The sequence below is a fragment of the Xenorhabdus santafensis genome, assembly GCF_033949405.1.
Classification (GTDB): domain Bacteria; phylum Pseudomonadota; class Gammaproteobacteria; order Enterobacterales; family Enterobacteriaceae; genus Xenorhabdus; species Xenorhabdus santafensis.
This window is the reverse complement of record NZ_VCDN01000013.1, coordinates 44,031-60,672: the sequence shown is the minus strand read 5'-3', so window position 1 is coordinate 60,672 and position 16,642 is coordinate 44,031. Positions and strand designations below refer to the sequence as shown.

The following is a 16,642-nucleotide window of genomic DNA, read 5'->3' as shown; positions in this document are numbered from 1 at the left end:
TTGAAAGACGAAGCGTATATATGCAGGAACACATTGAGTTGGTTGTTTTTAAACCGCAAAGATTAAATTCAAATCAATGTTTGTCCTGTAATTAAACAAAAGTGCCAAATAACCCATATACTGTGTTTTTATCCAGTATTGGGTTATTTGAATTTCATGCGAAAGAAATTAATCAGAATTGAAATGACGATTTGTGGTTATTTTACGCCTTTTGCTTCCCATTCCAGAGATTCTAAGCTGGGGTAGCATTAACTTGAGATAATAGAGGTGGGGAAGCAAATATACTCGGCTCTTTAGGAAGTTGAGCCGAGTAAGAAAACGGTGTTAAATCACATTCCGTTCCGGTAGTTACTGATTTCGTCTTTAACCTCTTCACGAACCAGTCTCAACGCTTTAGTGTAAGCGTTGAGTAATTTCAGGGTATAGTGAACTCGGCCTTCAAATGCAGGGGCACTGCACACAAAATCCTCTGAAATCAACTCGCTGCTCTGACGGAAAATTAAATGATCTGGCAAGAAGCAAACATGGTTATTTTTGAATCCTGTCATGCGCAATTCGCAAAGAGGATAAACCCCGTTAGTTCCGCTGGATACACTGGCTAATAATGTTGGTTTGTGCCCTAATTCGTCCAATGAGCAATGCAACAAAAAGTTCTTTAATGCGGGTGTCACCATGCCGTGCCATTCTGGCGTGATAAAGATAAATGCTTCGCTTTTTCTTAAATCCCGCGCAATGACTTGCCACGGATGCGATTCCGCTGATATATCCGTGGTGAAACCGTCATGTAACGGCAATTCCACTTGAGAAAGATCAAATAGTTGTATATCAGTAAAACCGTGCTCATAACTGAGCTTCTGTAAGTAATTAGCAATACGTTGACTGTGGGAATCTGGACGCTGGCTTCCAGAGATAATAGTAAGCTTCATGGATTTTCCTGTTATTTTCATCAGTTTGTTAAAACTGAATTCCATTACACTCTATGTAGGTTTAGAGTTTTTCTAATTATTTTAGATTTGGCTAAAAGAGAGGTTAAAATAATAGCCTAAATGATCTTTATCAAGTATCTTTTTATCGGAACAAAGTGAATAGGATAAAAAAGCATGATGTATGATCACGTTGACCGATTACTCATACAATGGAAACAACAACGCCCAGATCTTGAACTATCGTCAATGAGCGTCATTGGACGACTAGGCCGCATAAATAAAATAATTGAGCAACGTTTGCAACATACTTTTAAGGAATATGGTCTGAGTGCGGTTGAATTTGATATTCTTGCAACATTACGTCGTAGCAATGCCCCCTTTACACCAACTGAAATGTATCAGTCCATCATGCTCACTTCCGGTGCAATGAGTACCCGTATTGAGCATATGGTACAGCGAGGGTTAATTGAGCGAACGGCTAATACAAAGGATCGGCGCAGTCGTAAAGTATTTCTGACCTCTGAAGGGAAAGCACTTATAGACAAAGCAATGGAAAACCATTTAGATAATCAAAAAGCCATCCTTAAGCCTCTGACGGACGCACAACAAGAGCAATTGGCAAAGTTATTGCAGCAATGGCTGTTGAGCAATGAATCAGTCAGTTAAATATTATTTGGTTGGCGTAAAAATTATCTTTTCTCAAGGAAATAATTAAATTTCCCATATAAGAAAATACCTTAAACGTATTTTCAAAGAAATTCGCCCTGACATAAGTCAGGGCGAATTCGACGGTTAAAAAGCAAATATTAGAATTTAACGTTAACTCGCGCCCAATAAGTTCGGCCAGGTTCGTTTACTGGTATTGATTTATCCGAAGGATAACCAAAACCGCTATTTCCGGCTAAGTTAAGATGTTCGCTATAAGTTTTATCAAAAAGATTATCAACTCCAGCGCTGATTTGAACATTTTTATTTATTTTATAGGCGGTATTGGCAGACAGTATGGCGAAACCTTTGCTGCTGTCAAAGTCTTTACCGATAACGTTACCTTCGCCAATCGCCACGCGGTGCTGGCTGTTAACCAAACGCAACAAACCAGTATTAGTCCAATCGCCATGTTCCCAAGTCAACCCGAAGCGTGCTTCTAAAGGTGGCGTTTGTGGTAATGGACGGTGATCGGTAGTGTTTTGTGCCCAAGAATACGCTAAGCTGGCGTCCGTTTTCCAATCATCGTTCAGCTTATAGGCAACACCCAATTCGCCTCCCATAATGGTGGCTCCCACGTTTCCGGCATAGTTCGGTTTATTCTTTCCACTACCTTGGTAGTGGAAAAGGATAAAATCATCCACTTTGCCAACATATGCCGATACCCAGCCTTTCAGACGCTTATCGTCATACTGTGCACCAATATCCAATTGCGTGGTTTTTTCGCTTTTTAACGTGTTAAAGTTATTGTTGTTTTTGGCGGAGAAAAGCTCCCAATAATCAGGGAACCGTTCAGTATAGCCAACACCGGCATAGAACATAACTGGCATATTTTTCAGATTATGTTCATAGCGTGCAAAGCCGGAAGGAAGGGTATCTTTGCGTTCTTGCTGAGTGGCATATTTATATACCGATGCCCGATCCAAACGGGCACCACCAATAATCTTATTCCGTTCAGCAACGTTCCAGGTTAATTCACCAAAAATACCATAATCACGGAAGCGGGCGTTTTTTCTCCATCCATTATGAGCGGTGTTAGTCTGGTGAATATTGGTTTGTGCGTCTACGCCACTTTGTAGCTTGAAATCATCCCAAAACCAAGTCCCAGCCATGCGGCCACCCATAGTTAAACGACCCGGCCTGGATACCATTTTGTGCTCAGAATGGCGCAGGGTGTAGTTGTCCATCACATGTTCGGTGTTGTTGTAGTAGAAATTGGATTCAAATTTGTCAAACACCTCACCGATATTGGATTTTTCAAAACGCACACCAACACTTTTCCGCTTGAATTGGGTGCCATCCATACTTCTTGTTCCGTAGCGTGCTTCACCGTCACCTTGCCCGGCGTTCAGTTCGAGCAAGGTATCTTTATCAGGTGTCCAACCAAATGCAATATCCGTATTCCACTTATCCCAACGGGAAGGGATGTGCTTACCATCGCCATCTTTATAATCATCAGCGCGAGATTTATTACCAATCATCCGGATATAGCCCAGATCACTCCCAATGCTGATATCTGCATTACCATCCCAACGGCCATTGGAACCGACAACCGTGCTGACGTTGCCTTGTGCTCCCAGCTTATCAAACTGTGGGCGGGTACGTTCGAAACGAATCGTTCCCGCAGAGTTACCCGGCCCCCAAAGTACAGTTTGAGGGCCCTTGACCAAACTCAAGACATCATAACTTTCTGGTGAAATGTAAGAGCTTGGGGAGTCCATCCGCCCGCCACAAGCGCCCAGTACTTCACCGTCATCAATCAGCATACGTAAACGAGAGCCAAACATGCCACGGAATACCGGATCGCCATTGGTGCCGCCATTACGGACTTGAGAAAAACCAGGAATGGTTTTCAGGTAATCTGAGCCATCACTGGCGGGTATTGGCTGGCGGGGCGCTTTTAATGAAGTCGCGACATTAAGCGGTGAAACTGCGGGAGCAGCTACGATTATGACGGATTCACTTTCATTGTTTACAACTTGTGTTTCTTTTTCCTCTTTTTTATTGTGATCTGCATCAGCAGCCCAACCACTGATTGGTGCTACAGCAAGAGCCATGGTTAATGCAGTCGCCAGAGGGGATATGCGAAACAATTGTGCAGTAGACATAAAAAATATTCCTTAATTAACAACAAATCCTGTTTTCTAGAATTTGTCTGATACAAGTCCAGCTTGTCTTGCCAAAAGGGCAACACAAGAAAATAAAATAATTTATTTCGGATAAGTGATTAATTAAGGGGTGGGGCGCGTGGTTGTGATTCGCCATAAAACAGTTGAACGATTGGGCTATAAAGGCGTAAAGCTGGTGGTGCCCGGGAAATGATTAACAGCAAAAGAATAAAGGGGATAAAATTCCCTGCCAATAATGGCAGGTTAATCAACAACTGGCAGTAACCACATGCAATATCATCCATCAACCCTGTATGGGTATGATCGACACCATGATGATTCATAGTGTGTGATGATAATTGATGATGTTGATTTGGCATGTCAGACATCGACATGCTGTGGTTTATTTCACTTTTTATGCTATCACGATGATGCTCCAGTGTTTTTGAAACCACCGGCGCAATGAACAGCATCAAAATCGACAATAAGGCGATAAAGGCAGGTGTTCGGCGTATTGATAGGCGAAAAAGCGATAACAAATTAATGACCCAGATCAATTCCCACTACAATGGGCGACGATTTTACTGCATTTTTGCTGGCGTTGTGAAAATAATTTTCAGGTTATTTGATCAGTAATTCAAAAATTCAACAATCACTGGTTAATTAATAAGTTAAGCACCAAAGCAATAATAACTAACCTTGGTGCTTAAATAAAAACCATATGTATAAAAAATAGTTGGCAATATTTTATGGCGAAAAAATCAGAACATTTTTTACTCTAAAGGAAATTAAATAGGCTGCCAACATACACTTTTACATGGTTCTTCACCGTTTTTTTCAGCATAAGAAAACGGAGCACTGCCAATTAACAGCGATATAACAAATAATTTTGCTAATATTTTTCCCAAAAAACGCATTACGCTACTCCATTAAATCATTTACAAATTAATATCAATCATCATCGAATATATTAGATAACAATTTAGTATTATTCGTATAATGAAAAATAGTTATTAATTGATAACCACCTAATTCTCAGGTAAATCATAATGCTATTTATTTATAATTTTTTAAGCTAAAAATAATGTAAATATTTCATTAATTCGTTTTATTCTACGAATTACGATTCAAAGATATCCACCGAACAAAACAATTATGTTTTACAATAGCGTTCTACGACAACTTTAACGATCCGCAATAGTCTTGATTAAAAATCAATTAGTTAACTAAAGTTTGTGAATTTCATTTACATAAGTAAACTCATAACTAATGATTCTATAATTGAGATTTAACTTGAGTCTATTTTCATTGCAAACTCTTTATTACACCTTGTGGGAGGAGTTAAAAAATGTCAGAAAACAATATGGTTAAAACCAATCATCTTAAAACCAACCCGCTGCAAGCTGTTCCTTCACAATCACTGAATTTAAAATCGCACTGGATGCCATTTAGTGCCAACCGCCATTTTCAACAAGATCCACGTATTATTACCTCAGCGAAAGGAAGCTGGCTGGTCGATGAACAAGGCCGACGTATTTATGATAGCTTATCCGGCCTATGGACTTGCGGAGCCGGGCATTCCCGCGATGAAATCCGTCATGCTGTTTCCAGCCAATTGGGAACACTGGACTATTCTCCCGGTTTCCAATACGGCCATCCTTTATCATTCAAATTGGCTGATAAAATTGCAAGCCTGATGCCTGGAGATTTAAATCATGTGTTCTTCACCAGCTCAGGGTCAGAATCGGCAGATACCGCGGTAAAAATTGCGCGCGCTTACTGGCGAATCAAAGGGCAATCCTCAAAAACCAAGTTTATTGGCCGTGCCCGTGGCTATCATGGTGTCAATATTGCAGGTACCAGTCTTGGCGGCATTAGCGGTAATCGCAAAATGTTTGGCCAATTTATGGATGTGGATCACCTGCCACATACTTTGCAGGCCAACATGGCCTTTACCAAAGGCATGCCTTCTTCCGGTGGCCCTGAATTGGCGAATGAACTGCTAAAGATTATTGAGTTACATGATGCCAGTAATATTGCGGCCGTTATTGTAGAACCCGTGTCTGGATCTGCCGGTGCGATTATTCCGCCATTGGGTTATTTGCAGCGCCTGCGGGAAATATGTACTCAACACGATATCTTACTGATTTTCGATGAAGTCATTACCGGCTTTGGTCGTTTGGGGCATTGGAGTGGTGCTGAGTATTTTGGTGTCACTCCGGATCTCCTTAATTTCGCCAAACAAATTACCAATGGTGCCATTCCATTAGGGGGCGTTGTCGCATCAAGCAAAATTTATGATGCATTTATGTCACAGCCTCTGCCTGAACATATGGTCGAATTCAGCCACGGTTATACCTATTCCGGTCATCCGGTTGCCTGTGCGGCAGGCTTGGCCACATTGGAACTGCTGGAAAAAGAGAATTTGTTGCAACAATCCGCAGAATTAGCTCCGCACTTTGAACAGGCTTTACATCACCTGAAAAATTGCCCGAATGTGGTCGATATCCGCAACTGCGGGCTGGTGGGTGCCATTCAAATCGCGCCAAGGGAAGGAGATGGTGTTGTTCGGCCTTTTGAAGCTGGCATGGCGCTGTGGAAAGCGGGCTTTTATGTACGTTTTGGTGGCGATACGTTGCAATTCGGCCCGATGTTTAATGCCAAGAAGGATGATTTAGATCGCTTGTTCAATGCGGTAGGCGATGTTTTACACCAGGTTAAATAACAGAAAGGAAAAAACATGCAAACAATTACGCATTTAATTAATGGTGAAATCACTTCAGCAAACAGCAGAGGCAGAACAGCAGCAGTATTTAACCCATCCTCCGGGAATATCATACGTCAGGTTGAAATGGCGAGCGTGGAGACGGTTCAACAAGCAATTGCCGCCGCTAAAGCGGCATTGCCTGTCTGGCGCAATACACCACCCGCCAAACGGGCACAAATCTTGTTCCGTTTTAAACAACTGCTTGAACAATATGAAGAACAGATAATCACGCTGATTAGTGAAGAGCACGGTAAAACGCTGGAAGATTCTGCCGGAGAATTGAAAAGGGGAATTGAAAACGTCGATTTTGCCACCGCAGCGCCGGAATTATTGAAAGGTGAGTTTAATCGTAATGTGGGGCCTGATATTGATTCATGGAGTGATTTTCAGGCCGTGGGTGTTGTTGCAGGAATAACACCGTTTAATTTTCCTGCAATGGTGCCTTTATGGATGTATCCACTGGCAATTGCTTGTGGCAATACATTCATTCTTAAACCTTCAGAACGCGCACCCAGTTCAGCATTGTATATTGCTGAATTACTCTATCAGGCAGGTTTGCCAAAAGGCGTATTGAATATTGTCAACGGTGATAAAGAAGCGGTTGATTGTTTAATTACATCTCCTGATGTGAAAGCACTCAGTTTTGTCGGTTCGACATTAACGGCAGAATATATCTACAGCGAAGGAACACGGCATGGCAAACGCGTTCAAGCCCTTGGCGGAGCGAAGAATCATGCGGTGATTATGCCTGACGCTGATTTAAATAACGCAGCCAGCTCGTTAATGGGAGCGGCTTACGGTTCGGCCGGTGAACGCTGTATGGCGATCTCGGTTGCTGTATGTGTGGGTGCTCAAACAGCGGATGATTTAATTGGAAAATTAGTCCCTCAAATTCAGGCCCTTAAAATTGGAGCAGGAACAGAGCGCGGTTTGGATATGGGGCCGTTAGTCACCAAAGCTCATTTGGACAGAGTATCTGGTTATATTGCTGAAGGTGTGAATGCCGGTGCTAAATTGATCGTTGATGGCAGGGATTTGTCTGTCAGCGGGCATGAAAATGGTTTCTTCATCGGTGGTTGTTTATTTGATCACGTGACACCAGAAATGCGTATTTATCAGGAAGAGATTTTTGGGCCTGTGCTGTGCATTGTCCGTGTCTCCAGTTTGGAAGAGGCCATCGCGCTGATCAATGCCCATGAATATGGCAATGGAACTTGCGTTTTTACAAATGACGGTGAAGTAGCCCGGTTATTTGCTAATGAAATTGAAGTCGGCATGGTAGGCATTAATGTTCCATTGCCTGTTCCGGTAGCCTATCACAGTTTTGGTGGTTGGAAACGCTCACTGTTCGGTGATTTATATGCTTATGGCCCGGATGGCGTACGTTTTTATACTCGACGTAAAACTATCACTCAACGTTGGATTAAACGTGAAAGCCATGAAGCAGCGCAATTTGCCTTTCCTAATCATAGCTAATCCCATATTCATTCAGGGAAATGCTCAGAATAATCGCAAAAGAATAAATTGAATAACAAAAATTATTAATCTATTAATTGAGTGGTAATTCACCGCTCAATTTTACCGCACTTGTTATTTTCATTATGAATAATTAAGAAGTCTGTCATACAGTTGATTGAAAGTAGTAGTGAAGTATTGGGACATTGTGTTAGTAAATAAACCCGCGACTAAAACTTGATGAAATCCCATACGATAATATGAAAACAAATGAAATTACGGAATTAATGGAAAGCAAATATCCAAAAGCAGGCCGTTGGGTATTTGGTGATTCTGCTGCCATGCAGGATGAGATGGCTGAACTTGTTAACCAAGGTACAAAAACAGCGACAACGTGTCCGTTCGAGGCTTACCTTGCTTATGAGTCAGGCGATGGAAAAATGACGGTGGGAAATCATTATATTGTCTTTGACAGTCAAGATAATCCAGTTTGTGTGGCAAGAATCATCGCCATGCACCTCATGCAATTTTCAGAAATGACCGAGGAGCTGGCATGGAAAGAAGGTGAGGGAGATAGAAGTTTACTTCATTGGCAACAAGAGCATCAGCAATTTTTTGAAAGGCTTGGTGTTTTCTCACCAGATATGGAAATCGTTGTGATCGAATTTAAGGTAGTTGAAAATATTAACGGTTAAAAATAATTCGTTGATACAACACGTCATATTGATGCATTTTACTCTCGGTTCAAGCTGCCAAGAGCAGCTTGAAATCCACTTCAACTCCTTTTTCATTAATTAGCTATGATTATTTTTTAATAAACGACGAACCAATTATTAAAAAGGGACATCTCATGATCGACAATTCTGTTTCTACCGATTTGTTCTCTCCAGCCAAGCTAGGGGAAATTGAACTTTCCAACCGTATCGTCATGGCTCCTTTAACGCGCAGCCGTTCAAACAAGGAAGGTATTCCGAATGAGCTTAACGCGACATATTATGCCCAACGTGCCAGCGCTGGTTTAATTATTTCAGAAGCCACGAATATTTCAGCGCAGGGCCTTGGCTATACTATGACCCCGGGCATCTGGACAGAAGAGCAAGTAGCTGGCTGGAAAAAAGTTACCGATGCCATTCATGCTGCTGGTGGAAAGATAGTCGTGCAATTGTGGCATGTTGGCCGTTGCTCACATGTCGATCTCCAACCTAATAATGAAGCACCTGTGGCTCCTTCAGCCATTAAAGCTGATGGTATGGTTTTTACCGACAAAGGCATTCAAGAAGTCTCCATGCCTCGCGCACTCAGAACCGATGAAATCCCGGATATTATCGAGCAGTACAGGCATGCCGCTGAATGTGCCAAACGGGCAGGTTTTGATGGTGTCGAAATTCACTCAGCCAACAATTACCTTCTGGAACAATTTATACGTGATTCAACCAACCATCGTACAGATCAATACGGTGGCTCAATAGAAAATCGTACACGGTTGGTACTGGAAGTGGTGGAAGCTGTAACCCGCATTTGGGGTGGTGGGCGCGTTGGTATTCGATTGTCTCCTGTTACACCCGAAGTCGGAAATACGCCTATTGATAGCGATGTCATGGCAACATACGGTTATTTAATTCAGCAGCTCAATCAATTCAATCTGGCATATCTCCATTTTGTTGAAGGATCTACAGGACAAACTCGTGAAGTTCCTGAAGGTATCGATTTGGATGCTCTAAGGGCTCTGTTTGATGGCGCTTATATTGGCAATAACGATTATGATCTTGAAATGGCCATTTCCCGTCGCGCAGAGAATAAGATTGATGCCGTCGCATTTGGGCGCCTATTTATTGCCAATCCTGATTTGGTCGAACGCCTGCGCTATGGCCTTGAATTGACGAGTAGTTACAAAAACTCTCATTACGGTAATGGGGCGGCTGGTTATATTGATTGGCCAACAGCAGAATTAAATAATTAAATAATTAAATTTTCTGCGGGTAATTTTCTTCCAAAAGAATAGGGGCAATACAAAGTAATCTATTCGCCCCTGCTCTTGAGATATTGGATCAAGACACACGTTAAAAAAGTTTTACTCGAGCGTTTCTGATCTTCATACCTCTCAGCATACATAACCAAGCCAATACACTGATCCCCATCATAATCATAAACAATGAATATGGTGGGAGATGAGTGAGTATCACACCGCTAAACATGGGGTTAAATGCACCGCCGAGCCAGCCCAGAGTTTGTGCCGAGAAATAGCTGGCTTTCATCCCGTCGGGCGCAATGTTATCGATCAGCATATACTCACCGGGCGCGTAAATAAGTTCACCCAATGTGAAAATAGCCACTGCAATTCCCCAGATTATCAGGTTACTACCTGCGAGTATGAAACCGCCCAAGCCGAGTAAAAAGAAGAGCGTACCAAGCGTCATCAATGCCTTGATATTATCCGGGCGAATTCGTCTGCCGACCATATATTGCAAAGACACCACGATTGCTGCGTTAATAGGCAATACGACACCTACTACGGATTTGGCTAAAGAGCCATCAGCAATGGTCAACACATATTGTGAAATGCAGGAAGCGAAAGCACCAAATACCAATGAACCCAGAAAAGCAGACAGAATAAACCAAGCAAGAACCCGATCGTGCAGCATGACTGAAGGCTTCCATGCAGAAGATTTGCTATCTCCATCAGCTATACGCCTATTTTGTACATAATATTGAATAAACACGATTGGCAAAGCGGCAGAAACTGCTGCAAGCAAAAATGGTAAATTCATGCTGTATACCATCAACCAAGTTCCCAATGGAGGGCCAATAGTCCAACCTATATTGGTGCACGTATAATTCATTGAAAATACTTTTGTCTTGGCAGACGCAGGCAATGTATCAGCAAAGTAAGCTTTCAGAACGGTTGAAAACACCGTATAAGAGCAATTTATCAACGATAAAAACACCACCACCAAACTGGCGCTATTCACCTGTGGAATGGTGATGAAACCACAGATAAAAACAATGATTGCCAGTAACATGCAGCGCTTTTTATCGAGCCTATCAGAAAGAATGCCAAACCCGATGCTAAACAAGACACCAAAACTTAATGCCGCTGTTAGGGCAAAACCGACCTGATCGACCGGCATGTCATATTCACGCGAGAGGTAAATGGCCATAAAAGGGATCGTTGCACCGCGCCCAATGGTCAATAATAACGAAGAAGACAGTAGTGCTATTATAGAAGTCTTTGATTTAGATGGCATATGTTTTAATTTTTAGAATAAAAGTTGATTGTTAATATACGTTTACCCACTATCAATATTAACTCTATTGTAATTGGACAAAAATATCCTGTTGTTAAAAAAGGATTTTTAGCACAAACCTCGAGTCCTAACACAATTAAATGAATTAATTTATCTATAGCAAATCATTGGAATTTAAATAATTTCCCAGTAAAAGATATTATTCAACACATTCATTAATGCATGGTTTCATTATGACAAGTAGGTCTATAATGAATGGGGTTGAATTTCAGCTAACCGTCGTTTTGAAAAATTAGTTTTGAACCATAATGTAAAACAATTAAATATTCATTACGCAAACGGATTAAACATGAATTTAAAGCTATTTGGTATGCCTGACCATTTATCATTATGTGGAGATAAACTCTCAGCCCATCGACACCGTCACGATTTTATGCACTTTATCGTCTCACTTAAAAATGAGCCTATCACAATAAAGATTAATGATGAGAATTATCAATCAACCGCATTTCTTTTAAACAGTAGGGTAACTCACTGTATTATGCTAGAAAAGCAAGCTTATTGGCTGGTATTGATCAATCACACATCCCCGCTCGCAGCATGCTTACGCCATCAATGGTTGAATGATAACCTGCTTTTTCGAGACTTATCGCCTCATTTGCAATCTCTTATTCCTGATGCACACAATATGTTTAAGCAACTTCAAATTGATAGCGATACTTACAATCGATTATGGCAAAAAACAGTACAAGAACTGGGCGTCTCAGCGTGTTATTTGCCTCATCAAATAAGCGATAAGCGAGTTAATGCCATTATCTCTACACTTCAATCCACCTCAAAATTGCCTCCCCATGATGATTCTCTTTTAGCCAATATCTATTTGTCGCGTAGCAGGCTTTCACATTTATTTACTGATAGTACAGGCAGTAGTTTAAAAAGTTATTTGCTGTTTCATCGGCTAATCACGGCATTACTAAAAATTTATCAAGGCGATAGCGTGACACAGGCTGCACTGGAGAGTGGTTTTGATTCCCCGTCACATTTATCTGCAACGAGCAGAAGATTAATGGGAATTTCCCCTCGTTTTGCTAAGCAAGTCAGCCAATTTTTGAAAGTTTTTCCTGCCTAGGACATTAATATTCATGCATTCTTATTAATCAAGGAAATGCTGAATATGTCACCTTTAAAAAATAAATTCGTCTTAATTATCGGCGCGGGTCAAGCGGGTTTAGCGATGGCTTTCCGATTAAAAGAGAAAAATATTCCATTTATAATGGTCTCCGCCGACAGTCGTATTGGTGATACGTGGCGCAAAAGATACGCGTCGTTGACTTTATTTACCCCCAGAGGACTCAGTGCGTTACCGGGTTTGAAACTAAAGGGAGCGGCAGATGATTATCCTACACGAGATGAATTTGCAGACTATTTAGAACAATATGCATCTTATTTCGATTTTCCGATTCGGCTTGGCATAGCAGTTGTGTCACTTAAAAAAAACATTATTGGGCAATTCATTGCTGTCTTATCAGATGGCACTGAAATCGTTGCCAGCCATGTGATCGTAGCCGCTGGTGGCTTTCAAATTCCGAAAATACCAACACTGGCTCCCCATGTCAGTAAAACTGTCAGACAGTTTACACCTGATAATGTGGATGATATGCATGCTGTACCTGAAGGTACTGTACTTGTTGTTGGCGATGGCGCAAGTGGAAGGGATATCGCACTTGATCTGACATCGACACACACTGTTTTGTTGGCGGTAGGTAAGCCTCGTAACTTATTGCCTGAATATATTTTGGGGCGTTCTGTGTGGTGGTGGCTGCATAGATTGGGGCTATTGAAAGCATCCAGCTCATCAATGATAGGTAAAATACTGCGCAGTAAAGATCCTATTCCAAACAGAAATAGAGATTTGCCTTACTTAGCCAGCAAAGGAGTCAAAATCATGCCGCGCTTAGTCAGTGCAAATAATGACGTTGCAAAATTTGAGAATAACGCCTGCGAAAAAATCACTTCGATCGTTTGGGCGGTAGGCTATAAAGATGATATGGGGTGGATACATATTCCCAATGCTGTCGGGCCAAAGGGAGAGGTTTTACATTCCAAAGGCATCTCTCCAATCGAGGGGCTTTACTTTATCGGGCGACCGTGGCAGCGCAACCGAGCATCAGCGTTGATTATGGGAGCGGATGAAGACGCAATATTCATAAGACAACATTTGAATGCTGAAAATTAACGCTACACTTTCTGCGTGTTCGCACAATGAGACTTCGGGCTTAATCGCCTGAAGTCACTTAATAAAGGGCTGCACCTCAGGATAAAAAAATAACAGGTTGAAAATTTCGGCGGTTCCGGCGTAGAACCCCAAATAAATTTGTTTGTACAAAGGCAATTGTAGGTTTCCACCTGGCTTAAATAGCGGTTTTTCCATTACCTAATGTAATGGTTGCTTTTGTTTTATATAAATTAGCATTTTTTGAGCATGTATGAGGGGACCATATATCTGTAACATAAATAGAAAATCACAGACAAAGGTACTCAGCGTGTTGGAAATTATTTCGTTAACTGAGCAAAAACATTTATTGGACAGCTTTGTGTTAATGCAGCAACTCCGTCCACATCTGGTCAATCCTCAGTTATATGTGGAGCAAGTAGTACGTCAGCAGCAGGCAGGTTATCGACTTCTGGCCATAATGGAGTCATCAAAAATGCTTGGATTGGCCGGATATAGAATTCAGGAAAATTTGCTCTATGGCCGTTTTTTATATCTCGATGATTTAGTGGTCGCACACGATAGCCACAGTTCAGGCATTGGTAAGCAATTGTTAGATGCAGTTCGAGCCAAGGCAGTAGAAGCGCATTGTGCCCATTTCGTTTTAGATACGGGGTTGGGCAATGCTCGGGCACAGCGCTTTTATTTTCGTAATGGCTTATTATCGAAAGCGATGCATTTTGTTGAGGTACTCTAATGCAAGATTATTTTTGGTTAGATGCAAGTCCTCACAGTACTAACTCACTAGCGTCTAAGCTTATTGAAAATGCATTTGCCAATGTTTCAGGTTTACAAGGAATTAAGCGCCAATTAACAGATGAGTCTTTACCGAACATTACTGCAGATTATGCTCAGGCAATAACTCAAAATCGGGAATTTGATCATCCTAGTTTCGCGATCTCCGAACAATTGATTCACCAGCTTGAAACAACCCGCGCTTTAATCATTAGCACACCAGTACATAACTTGAGTGTTCCAGCCAGCCTAAAACTTTGGTTGGATTATGTATTGCGTAATAACAGAACATTTACCTCTACCAAAGCAGGAAAGATAGGGCTATTAGCAGATAGGCCAACCATTATTATCGTTAAGTCAGGATCACAAATTGTTAACAGTAGCCGGCAGAAAGATTTTTTTACACCGTACTTAACATTTGCACTTAACATTTTGGGTATTAATCAATTGAATTTTATATATTTGCAGGGATTTGAAGTAGATATCGCGCGGCAAAACTCAGTGCAACAGCAAATTCAGTTATTCTTGCAACGCTTATTATAAAGATATTTGATTGCCTTAGAGTGGCTCATTCTGATCGCGTTCTATCTGGTTGGGGGGATGAATTAGCGGTTATCACGGTATAGCAAAAATAGCTACAATAACCTGAGTAAAAAAGCCACATATTATGGCTTTTTTACTTTCAGTTTTTCGTGCTACCAATTGTTCCATTTTATTTCTTTTTGGCATCAGAAATAGCATCGGCAATAATATTTTCAAATAGCTCATGTTGATTGACTGGAATCAGTGGATGATGCATTTTTCGACGTTTTTCGCTATCAAAAAGTTTTTCTGCAATCCAACCCGTTAAATACATTGCGGAAAGGCAGCCACCGGCAGTACCGATGTTTCCACGCACAACCAGCGGCTTATCTTCTATATCAGCGCCCATATTGATAAATTCAGATCTGGCATAAGGATGGGTAGTTGCTTGGATTCCGTCGAGTAACCCGAGCTTTTGGAGAATGAAAGATCCGGAGCAGATAGAGCCGATAATTTGTCGCTGTTGGTCGAGTTCGAATGAATTAATAAAATTATCGTCAGCCAATGCCATTGGAACTCCTAATCGACCACTACTGAATAATACAACATCAGCATCATTGGCGAGAGATATATGATCATCGGTTTCTACTTTCTGCCCAAGAGTAGAAGTGTGGTGAGGCTTTGTTCCTAAAACTCTCACATTAAAATCATTCCGACAACGGCCAAAAATATCGCGCATTAAAAAGTAATCAATATCGGTAAACTCATCAAAAATAACCATTGCAACTGTATACATATAACACGCTCCAGTTAAAAATATGTTAACTTTAATTTGCATTAATTCGTTATGGCTACAACGTACGGTTTGTTTTTCCGCCATTATCTCTATATTGATCTAAGGTACGTTTTGTTTATAAACGGAAAGAAGGTAGCAATATTTAAGGCAGCCAGATGAAGCTATTGTGCTACTCGAATAGTATTCCATTACTACATTCATATTTAAACGAATGCAATGAAAAATGGCGTCATGAAATAAAGTGGATAAAGCGTGCCGGTAGATAAAGGTGAAAAAAACAGCTCAATTGTCTACTTAAATTAAGAAAAGAAGTAATTGATAGGAGAAAATCAATGAACAATCTTGGCGAAAATTTATCGAAGTCGACGCAATATTATTCGATATGGATGGCACTCTAATCGATTCCAGTAGTGCATGCGCACGGATCTGGTCACGTTGGGCGCAACATTATGGGCTGGAGCCTCAATCCGTTATCGACCAATCGCATGGACGTCGGCCGGAAGATACTGCACGCAGCATTTTAGGCGATGATGCCGATATCCAAGCCGCTGTAGATCTTTTCACAGTTGAAGAGGCGAAAGAGAGCCATGTTACGACAATTTCCGGTGCGAAAGAGCTGATTTTCTCTATCCCTGAAGGCAAATGGGCAATAGTGACGTCTTCAACCGAAAATATAGCAACAACAAGGCTGGCTTATTGCGGGATCCCCGAACCCAAGGCATTGGTGACAGCCGAAAAAGTTCAGGCTGGCAAGCCGGATCCTGAAGGGTATCTGCAAGCGGCTGCAAAGTTAGGTGTCGATATTCGACGCTGTCTGGTTGTTGAGGATGCACCGGGAGGAATCGAAGCCGGGCACCGTTCAGGGGCATATGTCATTGTTGTGGCAACAACATACCCGTCGTCGAAGTTTCCTGGCGAAGTTGTTGTGTCCGACCTTCGGGACATTATAGTGACCGATGTTGGTAAGGATGGGCAAATACAGTTAACAATTAAACCTGTCCACGCTGCGTAATATAAAAAGCATGGAGGCCGTCAAACGCTGTAAATACCCACTTGGCGGTCTTGAATTTTGGAACCAGAGTTTCGATATTAGTTTGATTTTTAATGATTA

15 protein-coding genes are annotated in these 16,642 nt (G+C 41.5%); 10 read left to right on the top strand and 5 right to left on the bottom strand.

Features of this window, described 5'->3' with window-relative positions; translation table 11 throughout:
* Positions 1 to 329: 329 nt before the first annotated feature.
* Positions 330 to 926: an NADPH-dependent FMN reductase gene (locus FE392_RS04165; protein ID WP_319928972.1), complete on the bottom strand. Its 597-nt coding sequence runs from the start codon at positions 924 to 926 to the stop codon at positions 330 to 332.
* 174 nt (positions 927 to 1,100) lie between these two features.
* Here FE392_RS04165 and FE392_RS04160 point away from each other — a divergent pair, with 174 nt between their 5' ends.
* A complete protein-coding gene (locus FE392_RS04160) occupies positions 1,101 to 1,592 on the top strand; it encodes a MarR family winged helix-turn-helix transcriptional regulator (protein ID WP_319928971.1) in 492 nt (163 codons plus the stop codon).
* Between the two features lie 140 nt (positions 1,593 to 1,732).
* On the opposite strand, the gene FE392_RS04155 is transcribed toward FE392_RS04160, so the two are convergent.
* Together FE392_RS04155 and FE392_RS04150 are read right to left on the bottom strand one after the other, a co-directional pair.
* Positions 1,733 to 3,739 (bottom strand): TonB-dependent copper receptor, encoded by a 2,007-nt coding sequence (locus FE392_RS04155; protein ID WP_319928970.1) that lies wholly within the window; start codon positions 3,737 to 3,739, stop codon positions 1,733 to 1,735.
* A 119-nt stretch (positions 3,740 to 3,858) separates the two neighbouring features.
* The gene (locus FE392_RS04150; protein ID WP_319928969.1) at positions 3,859 to 4,278 is read right to left on the bottom strand and encodes a DUF2946 domain-containing protein; all 420 of its coding nucleotides are present in this window, start codon (positions 4,276 to 4,278) and stop codon (positions 3,859 to 3,861) included.
* Between the two features lie 824 nt (positions 4,279 to 5,102).
* On the opposite strand from FE392_RS04150, the gene aptA reads away from it, so the two are divergent.
* From aptA to FE392_RS04130, 4 genes are all read left to right on the top strand, one after another.
* Positions 5,103 to 6,464, top strand: coding sequence for an omega-aminotransferase AptA (gene aptA, locus FE392_RS04145; RefSeq protein WP_439153462.1), 1,362 nt, complete (start codon positions 5,103 to 5,105; stop codon positions 6,462 to 6,464).
* 15 nt (positions 6,465 to 6,479) lie between these two features.
* Entirely contained in the window at positions 6,480 to 7,982 is a 1,503-nt protein-coding gene (locus FE392_RS04140) for a CoA-acylating methylmalonate-semialdehyde dehydrogenase (RefSeq protein WP_319928968.1), read from the top strand.
* A 239-nt stretch (positions 7,983 to 8,221) separates the two neighbouring features.
* Positions 8,222 to 8,656, top strand: coding sequence for an ASCH domain-containing protein (locus FE392_RS04135; protein ID WP_319928967.1), 435 nt, complete (start codon positions 8,222 to 8,224; stop codon positions 8,654 to 8,656).
* Positions 8,657 to 8,811: 155 nt separating this feature from the next.
* A complete protein-coding gene (locus FE392_RS04130; protein WP_319928966.1) occupies positions 8,812 to 9,921 on the top strand; it encodes an alkene reductase in 1,110 nt (369 codons plus the stop codon).
* A gap of 100 nt (positions 9,922 to 10,021) precedes the next feature.
* On the opposite strand, the gene ydeE is transcribed toward FE392_RS04130, so the two are convergent.
* The gene (gene ydeE, locus FE392_RS04125) at positions 10,022 to 11,206 is read right to left on the bottom strand and encodes an efflux MFS transporter YdeE (protein WP_319928965.1); all 1,185 of its coding nucleotides are present in this window, start codon (positions 11,204 to 11,206) and stop codon (positions 10,022 to 10,024) included.
* A gap of 298 nt (positions 11,207 to 11,504) precedes the next feature.
* Here ydeE and FE392_RS04120 point away from each other — a divergent pair, with 298 nt between their 5' ends.
* From FE392_RS04120 to FE392_RS04105, 4 genes are all read left to right on the top strand, one after another.
* Positions 11,505 to 12,335, top strand: coding sequence for a helix-turn-helix domain-containing protein (locus tag FE392_RS04120; RefSeq protein WP_319928964.1), 831 nt, complete (start codon positions 11,505 to 11,507; stop codon positions 12,333 to 12,335).
* A 45-nt stretch (positions 12,336 to 12,380) separates the two neighbouring features.
* The gene (locus FE392_RS04115) at positions 12,381 to 13,442 is read left to right on the top strand and encodes a flavin-containing monooxygenase (protein ID WP_319928963.1); all 1,062 of its coding nucleotides are present in this window, start codon (positions 12,381 to 12,383) and stop codon (positions 13,440 to 13,442) included.
* 307 nt (positions 13,443 to 13,749) lie between these two features.
* Positions 13,750 to 14,175: a GNAT family N-acetyltransferase gene (locus tag FE392_RS04110; RefSeq protein WP_319928962.1), complete on the top strand. Its 426-nt coding sequence runs from the start codon at positions 13,750 to 13,752 to the stop codon at positions 14,173 to 14,175.
* Positions 14,175 to 14,756 carry an NAD(P)H-dependent oxidoreductase gene (locus FE392_RS04105; protein ID WP_319928961.1) on the top strand — a complete coding sequence of 194 codons (582 nt, stop codon included), beginning with the start codon at positions 14,175 to 14,177 and terminating at the stop codon, positions 14,754 to 14,756. Before FE392_RS04110 ends, FE392_RS04105 begins: the two co-directional genes overlap by 1 nt.
* A gap of 169 nt (positions 14,757 to 14,925) precedes the next feature.
* Here FE392_RS04105 and FE392_RS04100 read toward each other — a convergent pair whose 3' ends face one another.
* A complete protein-coding gene (locus tag FE392_RS04100) occupies positions 14,926 to 15,615 on the bottom strand; it encodes a DJ-1/PfpI family protein (RefSeq protein ID WP_319928960.1) in 690 nt (229 codons plus the stop codon).
* 244 nt (positions 15,616 to 15,859) lie between these two features.
* Here FE392_RS04100 and FE392_RS04095 point away from each other — a divergent pair, with 244 nt between their 5' ends.
* The gene (locus tag FE392_RS04095; protein WP_319928974.1) at positions 15,860 to 16,543 is read left to right on the top strand and encodes an HAD-IA family hydrolase; all 684 of its coding nucleotides are present in this window, start codon (positions 15,860 to 15,862) and stop codon (positions 16,541 to 16,543) included.
* Positions 16,544 to 16,642 lie beyond the last annotated feature (99 nt).

Excerpts from the sequence above, each read along its gene's own strand:
- FE392_RS04155 (WP_319928970.1), bottom strand. The coding sequence starts at position 3,739 with ATGTCTACTGCACAATTGTTTCGCATATCCCCTCTGGCGACTGCATTA.
- aptA (WP_439153462.1), top strand. The coding sequence starts at position 5,103 with ATGGTTAAAACCAATCATCTTAAAACCAACCCGCTGCAAGCTGTTCCT.
- FE392_RS04140 (WP_319928968.1), top strand. The coding sequence starts at position 6,480 with ATGCAAACAATTACGCATTTAATTAATGGTGAAATCACTTCAGCAAAC.
- FE392_RS04160 (WP_319928971.1), top strand. The coding sequence starts at position 1,101 with ATGATGTATGATCACGTTGACCGATTACTCATACAATGGAAACAACAA.
- FE392_RS04105 (WP_319928961.1), top strand. The coding sequence starts at position 14,175 with ATGCAAGATTATTTTTGGTTAGATGCAAGTCCTCACAGTACTAACTCA.
- ydeE (WP_319928965.1), bottom strand. The coding sequence starts at position 11,206 with ATGCCATCTAAATCAAAGACTTCTATAATAGCACTACTGTCTTCTTCG.
- FE392_RS04115 (WP_319928963.1), top strand. The coding sequence starts at position 12,381 with ATGTCACCTTTAAAAAATAAATTCGTCTTAATTATCGGCGCGGGTCAA.
- FE392_RS04135 (WP_319928967.1), top strand. The coding sequence starts at position 8,222 with ATGAAAACAAATGAAATTACGGAATTAATGGAAAGCAAATATCCAAAA.
- FE392_RS04130 (WP_319928966.1), top strand. The coding sequence starts at position 8,812 with ATGATCGACAATTCTGTTTCTACCGATTTGTTCTCTCCAGCCAAGCTA.
- FE392_RS04100 (WP_319928960.1), bottom strand. The coding sequence starts at position 15,615 with ATGGCGGAAAAACAAACCGTACGTTGTAGCCATAACGAATTAATGCAA.
- FE392_RS04165 (WP_319928972.1), bottom strand. The coding sequence starts at position 926 with ATGAAGCTTACTATTATCTCTGGAAGCCAGCGTCCAGATTCCCACAGT.